We start from the raw sequence: 9,362 nt of genomic DNA, 5'->3' as shown, positions 1-9,362 counted from the left end.
TACGGCCTCATGACGTACGGCCTCATGACGTACGGCCTCATGACGTACGGCCTCATGACGTACGGCCTCATGACGTACGGCCTCATGACGTACGGCCTCATGACGTACGGGCCCATGGTGTGCGGCGGCGCCGCGTACGGGGGCTTGGCCCGGTGCGGGAGCCGGGGTGGCGCGCTCCCGGCCGGGCGTCGCGGCGGCGTGAGCGCGAGGGCACCGGTCCGCGGCGGGTGCCGGGGCCGCCCCGAGGCGGGGCTCGGGCGCCGGGGCCGTCCCGAGGGGCTCAGGTGCTGTGTGCTCCGGGGCCACGGCCGGCGGGGAGTTGAGGCGGCCTGGGCGCTTTGCGGCGAGGGCCACTCCGCCGACCTGGACGGCCGCGGCCACGGCCAGCGGCAAGGCGAGGTCGTGGGAGACCGCGGCGGTGGCGGCAAGCGGCGCTGCCAGGAGCCCCACGGAGCGGGCGGTCTCGACGCCGGTGAAGGCGGGGCCCGCGGTGCCGGTGACGCGGAACATCCGTAGTTCGACGGCGACTTGGCCGAGTCCCAGGCCGATGCCGAACAGCAGGCGGCCCGCGGCCAGTCCGGTCAGCGAGGAGGCGACCGCCTGCCAGGCCAGTCCGGCGGCACCGGCCGCCAGGGAGAGCGGTAGCAGCCGGTCGCCGAGCAGGGCGTGGCAGCGGCGTGCCGCGGGAAGTACGGCCAGGGCCGCGACGCTCGGCAGGAAGAACAGCACGGCGGATCCGGCCCCGGTGGTGCCGAGACTGTCGGCGAACTCGGTGAAGAAGGGGCGGGCGATGTTGACCGAGAAATCGAAGGCGATGCCGATGAGGGCGACGTAGGCGAGGACGGCGAGCCGCCCGGCTCGGCTCGGCCGGCGGGTCGGCCGGCGGGTCGTACGGGCAGGGCCCTCTACCGCGTCACGGGCAGGGCCCTCCACCGCATCACGGCCGAGACCTTCAACCGCGTCACGGGCAGGGCCCTCCACCGTGTCACGGGCGTGGTCCTCCCCCGCTGCCGCGGCACGGGCTCGGGCGGCGTCGGCCGGAGCGGCGGCTCGAGCCTCGACGGCTTCGGGCGACGCCGCACAAGCGTAGGCGCAGTCGGCCGAGGCGGTCGTATCGGCCGAATCCACACGGTCGTTGACGGCTTCCGCGCCTGGGGTCGTCGTGGAATCTCCGGCCGGGGACGCGGCAGAGCGGCGGTCCGTCCCCGTGCCCACCTCGCTCGCCAGGCGGGCAGCGGCCACCACGTCCGCCGGCTCAACCTCGTGCCCCGCGCCATGCCCCGAGGCGTGCCCGGTTCCGAGCGCGGACCCGGCCTCGGGACCGGTCTCGTGCCCGGTCTCGGAGGCGGGTACGGAGCCGATCTCGGAGGCGGGCGCGGCACCGGTCGCGGAACCGGGCTCCGAACCGGGCTCCGAACCGAGCTCGGAGGCGGGCTCCGAACCGGGCACGGAGGCGGGCGCGGACGCGGGCTCCGAACCGGGCACGGAGCCGGGTCCTGCGGCGGCCGGACCCGCAGCGGACCCCGGCCTGTCGAGGATCCGGTAAGTGAGCACTGCCAGCACCGCGTCCAGCACGGCGAACGCCGAGATGCCGATGCGGGGTTCGGGCAGGGCCAGGACTCCGGCGCCCACCAGCGTCGCCACCACCGTCGACAGATGGAAGGCCACGACGATCGAGCAGATCCCGGCGAGCCGTGCCCGCTCCGCCCCGGCCGTCCCCGCGTCGCCGTGCTCGGCGATGAACGCCGGATAGGCCAGCAGCAGGGCGCAGTTGGTGGCGACGACGGCGGTCGACACGGCCGTGTAGGCGGCGTAGTCCGGCGCGAGCCCGAGGAGGAGGTCGAGGACCGCGGAGCCGCACAGCCCGGCCAGGACCAGGCGGTGCAGCGGCCACCGCCGGGCCGCGAGCCCCCACAGGGGCAGCGCGGCGAGTCCCACGATGCGGCAGATCCACAGGTACAGCCCGGTGGCGCCCGGGTCGTCGATCCCGTAGAGCCGGTCGAAGAGTTGCGGCAGGAACGGGGTGAGCGCGGTCTCGGCGACGAGGTGCAGCCCTATGGCCGATATGAGGACGGCCTTGGCGCGGCGCGCGGGGCGGCGTCCCGTCGCCCCGTCGTGCAGGGGTTCCGTACGTGTCACCGCGGCGTACCCGCTTCCGCGCGGCGCCCCTCCTGGGCCGGGGTCCGCCATACGCCTCCCGCGGGCGCGATCTCCGAGGCGGACTGCTGCGGAGCGCCGAAGGTGGTCCAGGCCGCCCGTTCCGGTACGCGCAGGACGGTCCTGGCGGCGACGGCGTTGAGGATCGTCGCTGCACGCCAGGCACCGAGGGTGAGGTCGGGGGCGCCGACGCCGTGGGTGTGCATCTCGGCGTTCTGGACGTAGAGGGAGCCGTCGAGGCGGGGGTCGAGGGCCACGCGGTAGTCGCCGTCGACCTGGTAGCGGCCGCGGTCGTCCCAGTCGACGAGGTCGGCCAGGGTGTCGAGGAAGGCGGGCCGGCGGGCCGCGTAACCGGTGGCCATGACGACGGCCGAGGTGCGGATGTCGAAGGTCGCGGACTGGGGGGCGTGGCGGCAGATGAGGCGGTAGCCGCCGTCCTCGGCGGCGGCGTCGACGATCTCGACGCCCGGGTGGAGCGCGGCGCGCGGCTCGGTGCCGCCGATGGTGCGCTCGTAGAGCTCGTCGTGGATGTCGGCGAGGGTCTCCTCGCTGACGCCCTTGTAGAGCTGCCACTGCTCGTCGACGAGGCGCTCGCGCTCGTGCTCGGGCAGGCTGCGGAAGTACCGGATGTAGTCGGGGGTGAAGTGCTCCAGCCCCAACTTGGAGTACTCCATGGGCGCGAAGGCGGGGGTGCGGGCGAGCCAGCGGACGTACGGCCCGCCCTCGCCCTTTCCGTCCTGGTGGCGGAGCAGGTCGAGGGCGACTTCGGCGCCGGACTGCCCGGCGCCGATGACGGTGACGTCGTCCGTGCCGGCGAGCCGGGCGCGGTGGGTGCGGTAGTCGGCGCTGTGCAGGACGCGTCCCGTGTGCTGCTCCGTCAGCAGCGGGCGCAGCGGCTCGGGGACGACGGGCTGGGTGCCGACGCCGAGGACGACCTGGCGGGCGAGGACTCGGGTGGTACCGCCGTTCCCCGCGGAGCGGTGGACGACGGCGAAGGCCCCTGCGGCGTCGTCCCATTCGACCGAGGTGACCTCGGCGTCGAAGCGGCAGGACGGCAGGTGTTCGGCGACCCAGCGGCAGTAGTGGTCGTATTCGCGGCGCGGGATGTGGAAGCGCTCGGAGAAGAAGAACGGGAACATGCGGTCGTGGGAGCGCAGGTAGTTGAGGTACGACCAGGGGCTCGTCGGGTCGGCCATGGTCACCAGGTCGGCGAGGAAGGGCACTTGGAGGACGGTGCCCTCCATGAGCAGGCCGGGGTGCCAGGAGAAGGCGGGCTTGCTGTCGAGGAAGAGGGTGCGGAGCCCGGGCACGCCGTCGCTGAGCGCGGCGAGGGAGAGGTTGAAGGGGCCGATGCCGACGCCGACGAGATCGTAGGGGGTCTGCTGTTCGGTCACGGTCACGGCTGTGCCTCCGCGAGTGGGTTGGGAAGGTCGATGTAGACGGACTGGGTGTGGACGTCGCCGACGAGTTCGTCGAGTCCGTCCACGCAGGTCAGGTAGTTGCCCTTGCAGCGCAGGGTGGGGGCGTCGAGGAGCAGGTCGAGCAGGCCCTTGGCGCCGGGCTCGGCCGAGCGCAGCCGGTCCAGGGCGCGGTGCAGCACGCGCAGCAGCCGGGTCTCGTCGGCGAGGCCGAGGGCGCCGAAGGCTCCGACGAGTCCGAGGAGGTTGTTGATGCCCAGGTAGTAGGCGACGCGTTCGTCGACGAAGGCGTCGTCGAAGACGAGGTCGAGGCCCTCGGCGACTCCGGGCAGCAGCGCCTCGGCCTCGGTGGCTCGGGAGGCGGCCAGGTAGTAGCCCTGGCTGTCGCGGTACCAGCCCGCGGCAGGGAGGCCGTCCTCGCCGAGGGCGACGAGGGTGTTCTGGTGGTGCGGTTCGAGGGCGATGCCGTAGCGGGCCTGGAGGCGGATGAGGGGCACGGCGAGGACGTCGAGATAGCGGGCGAGCCAGTGCTCGGAGGCTGCTGCGGTGGAGGTGGCGTGGGCGCGGGCGGCGCGCTCGACGGCGGCGGACAGCAGGGCGCGGTGGCGGGGCGGGGTGCCGTCACCGGGGCCCGTACGTTCCGCCAGCAGGCCCGCGACGCAGAGACCTTCGGGTGCGGAGGCGGCCGGGCCGCCGCGGAAGGGGTTGTCGCGGATCGCGGTCTCCAGGCCGGTCTCGGTCCCGCCGTCGCCGACGGAGACCCAGGCGAAGTCGCGCAGGATGCCGAACTCGGGATGTTCGGCGCGCAGCCAGTGGGCGGGGCCGGAGGCGAGGAGGCGCGCGGCCTGCACGCCGAGGCGCATCTCGCTGCGCAGGTTGTTGCGGCGGGAGTTGGTGATGCGCATGCCGAGGGAGAGCTTCAGCATGACGTCCGCGTCGGGTCGCTGCACGGTCCGTACGGACGAGGTGGGGTACCAAGCCGGCCCGGCGGGGCCGAGCGGCCGCAGCAGGCCCGCGTCGGCGAGCGCGGCGACGGCGGGGCGGGCGAGGACGTCGCGGGCCTGCCAGGGATGTGCGGGCACGGGGAGCATGCCCTCGGGCAGGTCGAGCCCTGCGGCCAGCGGGCGCAGCAGGTCGGCGACGGCGCGCCCGTCGGCGCTCTCGCCGACGATGGCGTCGCGGTGCGCGGCGAACCAGTGCAGCGGGAAGGAGCCCCGCAACTCCGGTGAGTACGCGTCGAGTTCGGCGTCGGACGCCTCCTCGCGGCTCTTCGGCGCGGGGTGGAATGGGTGGCCGAGGAGGAGGGCCTGCTCGGCGTCGAGGAACGGCGTGGGGCCGTGCGCGTCCTCGCCCTCGGCGCGCCGCCGCGCCAGGTGCACGCCGGTGCGCCGCGCGGAGCCGAGGACGCGTGCGACGGCGTCGCCGCCGAGGTGCGGCGGGAGTCCCCGCCCCGCGGTGGTCTCCCGTATGGCGGCCGCGGCGACGAGGGCGGTGTCGGCGGTGCTCCGGTGTGCGCGGTCCGAGGGGTGGACGGAGGGCTCGCCGAAACGGTGCCAGCCGGTGGTGGAGCGGTGGCGGACCGGGACGGCGAGGCGGAGTCCGCTGGAGGGGAAGTGGAGCATCAACTCCTCCCCCGTGGGCGGGACTTCGTTGCCGGTCTCGCGGACGAAGGCGCGCAGCAGGGTCTCCGTCGCGGCGGCGTCACCGGCGCGGAGGGGGTCGGGATGGTCCAGCGGGTCGGGGCCCGCCGAGCGCACCCCCACGTCCAGCGGCTCGGGGCTCGCCGAGCGCACCCCCGCGTCGAGGGGGTCGGAGTGCGGTCGCCCGCCCGCCGCGGTGGCTGCGCCCGAGGACGGCGGGCCGTCGACCGATGAGCTGCCGGACTTCGGGCTGCCGCTCTGCGTGATGTCGGCCGACGGGCTGCCGGACTTCGGGCTGCCGGACTGCGGGGTCACAGCGCGTCCTCCTCGGCCTGGCCCGCCGCGGCGACCGCGTGGAGCAGCCGCTCCACCTCGGCAGGGGTGGTGTGCGGGTTGAGCAGGGTGAGCTTGAGACGTACGCGTCCGGGCCCCTCACCGGGCAGTTCGGTGCGGCCGACGACCGCCCGACCCTCGCGCAGCAGCCTGCGCCGCAGTCCGGCGTTGACCCGGTCGATGTGCACCGGGTCGGCGTCGGCGGGGAGGTAGCGGAACAGGAAGGCGGTCAGCACGGGCTCGGCGTGCAGTTCGAGCCGCGGATGGGCACGTACGGCCCGGGCGCCGTCGTACGCCAGGTCGTGGCAGGCGTCGACCAGGCGGCCCAGACCTTCGCGGCCCAGGGTACGGAGCGTGACCGCGATCTTGAACGCGTCCGCGCGCCGTGTGGTGCGCAGCGACAGGCCGAGCAGGCTCGGGTAGCCGGCCTCCTCGTCGTCCTGCGGGTTGAGGTAGACGGCGCGCCGCGCGAGGGAGGCGTACGTCTCGGCGTGCCGGACGAGGAACACGCCTGCGGCGACGGGCTGCCAGCCCAGTTTGTGCCAGTCCAGCGAGACGGAGTCGGCGAGTGCGATGCCGTCGAGCAGCGGTGCGAGGCGGTCGGAGAGCAGCGCGCCTCCGCCGTAGGCGGCGTCGACGTGCAGCCAGGCCCCGTACTCGGCTGCGAGGGCGGCGCAGGTGCCCAGCGGGTCGACAGCCCCGGTGTCCGTGGTGCCGGCCGTCGCGACGACGGCGAGCGGGAGGTCCCCGCGGTCGGCGCAGTTCTGGAGGGCGGCGTGCAACGCCCGTGGATCGAGGCGGAGTTCGTGGTCGACGGGGACGGGGATGACGGCGTCCTCACCGAGTCCGAGCAGGGCGGCGGCCCGCTGAACGGAGAAGTGCGCGGCGGCGGAGGCGAATATCCGCGGGCGCGGGCCGTGGGCTCCCGGCACTCCGGCCATCTCGACCGGGCGTCCGGAGGCCCGGCCGAGGACCCGGTCCCGCGCGAGCATGAGGCCCATGAGGTTGGACTCGGTCCCACCGGAGGTCAGGACTCCGGCCGCCTCGGCCGGGTCGTAGCCGACGAGCGCTGCCAGTTCCTCCAGGAGGAGTGTCTCCAGAGTCGTGGCCGCGGGTGCCTGGTCCCAGGAGTCCTGGGAGGGGTTGAGGGCGGAGACGGCGAGGTCCGCTGCGACGGCGACGGCCAGCGGCGGGCAGTGCAGATGCGCGGCGCAGGACGGGTCGGCGGGGTCGGCGGTGCCGTGGGCAAGGAGGGCGGTGAGGCGGTACAGGGCGGAGTCGTCGGGCCCGGCGTCCGGACGAGGCTCCGTACGAGGCACCGGACGCGGGCCAGCGTCGGGCCGTACGACCGTGCGCGGGTCCGCGCCGGACACTACGGCCGTGCGCGGGTCCACGCCGGGCTCCGCCCGCGGTTGGGCGCCCGGCTCCGTACGCAAGTTCGTGCGGCGCTCCGTACTCGCCTCTGTACGCGGATCCGTCGGGAGTTCGATGCCTGGCCCTGTACCCGCCTCGGTGCTGGGCTCCGTAGGGAGGTCCGCGCCGGGCCGTACGGCCGTGCGCGGGCTCGCGCCGGACACTACGGCCGTGTGCGGGTCCGCGCCGGGCTGTCCGGCCGTGTCCAAGTCCCGTCCCGTGGCTGCGAATTCCCACGCGACCTGGGCGGCGATCCCGCCCGGCGTCCCGGCGGGAAGCGGCCCGCCGCGGCGCTCCGCGCCTTCGGCGAGGGCGTCCAGCACGGTGCGGAGCAGCGGCTCCAGTGCGCTGGGCCCGCCCGTACCGCCGGACAGCGGGGCGGCGCGGCGCACGGTGCTTTCGGGCGTACGGCCGTCGGCGGACAGCCCGTTGGCGGGTGAGCCATCGGCGGACAGCCCGTTGGCGGGTGAGCCATCGGCGGACAGCCCGTTGGCGGGTGAGCCATCGGCGGGTGGGCCATGGGCAGGCCGTGTCTCCGCGCCCCCGCCGTCGTCGATCAGGCCGTCGGAGCTCTGCGGGCGCCCGGACCCGTTGCGCGGCGGGCCGGGCATGCCGCGCACGACGGTGCCGGTGCTCGCGGCGAGCAGGGCGAGAGCCGACTGCAGGGATCCGCCGAGGGCGTCGGCGAGGTCGGGGTGGCGCGGCTCCCCGGCGCCGTACGGCTCGCCGTGACGCTGGTTCACGTCCTGCCTTTCCACGAGGAGTTCGGTGACGCGCTCGACCGCCGCCGCGGCCACCGGCCCGGGTACGGTGTGCCTCTCGTCCGCCGTGAGTGCCGCGGCGGTGGTGGAGACGGCCGGGTGCGGCCCGTGCGGGGCGCGGGTGCGGCCCGTCATGCCGGCCGTCCGGCGAGCTGCGGGGACGTCTCCTCGGCGATGGCGTCGGCGAGCCGGTCGAGTACCGTCTCCGCCTGCTCGTCGCTGATGACCAGCGGCGGCAGCAGTCGCACCGTGGAGTCGTGACGGCCGCCGAGTTCCACGATGAGGCCGCGGCCGAGGCACGCAGAGCGGACGCGGGCGGCCAGTTCGGGGGCGAACGGGCGGGCTCCGCACGCGTCGGGTTCGCCCTGCGGATCGACGAGTTCGACGCCGATCATCAGTCCGCGTCCGCGGACGTCGCCGATCGCGGGCAGTTCGGCGCGCAGCCCCTCCAGCCGGGCCGTCATCCGCGCGCCGACGGTGGCGGCGCGCTCGGCGAGCCCTTCCCGCGCGACATGGCGCAGCGTCGCCGTACCGGCCGCCATGGCCAGGGTGTTGCCCCGGAAGGTGCCGGTGTGGGCTCCGGGGAGCCAGCCGTCGTAGTCCTCGTGGTAAACGAGGACGGCGAGCGGAAGCGTGCCGCCGATCGCCTTCGACATCACCATGGCGTCGGGCACGATCCCGCTGTGCTCGATCGCCCAGAAGGCGCCGGTGCGGCCGACGCCGGTCTGCACCTCGTCGACAAGGAGCGGGATGCCGCGCTCGGCGGTGATGCGGCGCATCTCGCGCATCCAGGCGTCCGGGGCGGGGATGGCGCCGCCCTCGCCCTGGACGGCTTCGAGGATCATCGCGGCGGGCTGTACGACGCCGCCGTTCGCGTCGTCGAGGAGCCGCTCGGTGTAGGCGGCGGACAGTTCGGCGGTCCGCTCGCCGCCGACGCCGAACGGGCAGCGGTACGCGTACGGGTACGGCAGTCGCGTCACATCGGCCGCGATGCCCGGCACCGGCTCCTTGGCGCCGACGCCGCCGGAGGCGGCCAGGGCGCCCGCGGTCATGCCGTGGTAGGCGCCGGTGAAGGCGAGCAGCCCACGGCGTCCGGTGGCGGTCTGCATCAGCTTGAGCGCTGCCTCGACCGCGTCGGTGCCGGCGGGCCCGCAGAAGTGGATGCGCGCGCGGTCGGCGAAGGCGGGCGGCAGGGTGGCGAACAACTCGTCTGTGAACGCGTCCTTTTCGGGCGTGGCCAGGTCGAGGACGTGCAGCGGGGCGCCGCTGTCCACGGTGCGCCGGACGGCGTCGAGGACGACTGGGTGGTTGTGGCCGAGGGCGAGGGTGCCGGCGCCGGCCAGGCAGTCGAGGTAGCGGCGTCCGTCGGTCGCCTCGATCACCATGCCCTGGGCGCGGACGGGGACGATCGGGAAGGAGCGGGCGTAGGTGCGGGCGGAGGACTCGCGGGCACGCTGGCGGGCGAGGATCGCGTCCGCACGGTCCGCGCCGGGCAGGTCGCTTCCGGCGCGGGCAGGGGTGTGCACGGTCATGGAACGGGCTCCGGGTGCAGGTGGAGAGGTGGCGGGCCGCTGCGCGGGGTGCGGGCCCGTTTGGGGGGTCACGGCGTGTGGGGCCGCTGGGTCGGATGCGTCGGTTCG

General features: G+C 75.0%; 4 protein-coding genes and 1 pseudogene. All 5 read right to left on the bottom strand.

Annotated elements, in window-relative coordinates:
• A pseudogene (locus AB0M26_RS27845) lies at nucleotides 1–2,139 on the bottom strand (hypothetical protein); the annotation flags it as partial.
• Nucleotides 2,136–3,557, bottom strand: a complete 1,422-nt coding sequence (locus AB0M26_RS27840; protein ID WP_365265155.1) for a SidA/IucD/PvdA family monooxygenase — start codon at nucleotides 3,555–3,557, stop codon at nucleotides 2,136–2,138. The gene AB0M26_RS27840 and the pseudogene AB0M26_RS27845, both read right to left, overlap by 4 nt.
• Nucleotides 3,554–5,530, bottom strand: coding sequence for an IucA/IucC family protein (locus tag AB0M26_RS27835; protein ID WP_365265153.1), 1,977 nt, complete (start codon nucleotides 5,528–5,530; stop codon nucleotides 3,554–3,556). The genes AB0M26_RS27840 and AB0M26_RS27835 overlap by 4 nt, the downstream gene beginning before the upstream one ends.
• Complete coding sequence (locus AB0M26_RS27830) at nucleotides 5,527–7,857, bottom strand: pyridoxal-dependent decarboxylase (RefSeq protein ID WP_365265151.1); 2,331 nt, start codon at nucleotides 7,855–7,857, stop codon at nucleotides 5,527–5,529. Before AB0M26_RS27830 ends, AB0M26_RS27835 begins: the two co-directional genes overlap by 4 nt.
• Complete coding sequence (locus tag AB0M26_RS27825) at nucleotides 7,854–9,254, bottom strand: diaminobutyrate--2-oxoglutarate transaminase (protein WP_365265149.1); 1,401 nt, start codon at nucleotides 9,252–9,254, stop codon at nucleotides 7,854–7,856. The genes AB0M26_RS27830 and AB0M26_RS27825 overlap by 4 nt, the downstream gene beginning before the upstream one ends.
• Nucleotides 9,255–9,362: the final 108 nt, after the last annotated feature.

It is taken from the genome of Streptomyces sp. NPDC051776 (genome assembly GCF_040681345.1).
Classification (GTDB): domain Bacteria; phylum Actinomycetota; class Actinomycetes; order Streptomycetales; family Streptomycetaceae; genus Streptomyces.
Note: the sequence above shows the minus strand (reverse complement) of the source record. Positions and strands in the feature narration are given on the sequence as shown.

Excerpts from the sequence above, each read along its gene's own strand:
- AB0M26_RS27830 (WP_365265151.1), bottom strand. The coding sequence starts at position 7,857 with ATGACGGGCCGCACCCGCGCCCCGCACGGGCCGCACCCGGCCGTCTCC.
- AB0M26_RS27825 (WP_365265149.1), bottom strand. The coding sequence starts at position 9,254 with ATGACCGTGCACACCCCTGCCCGCGCCGGAAGCGACCTGCCCGGCGCG.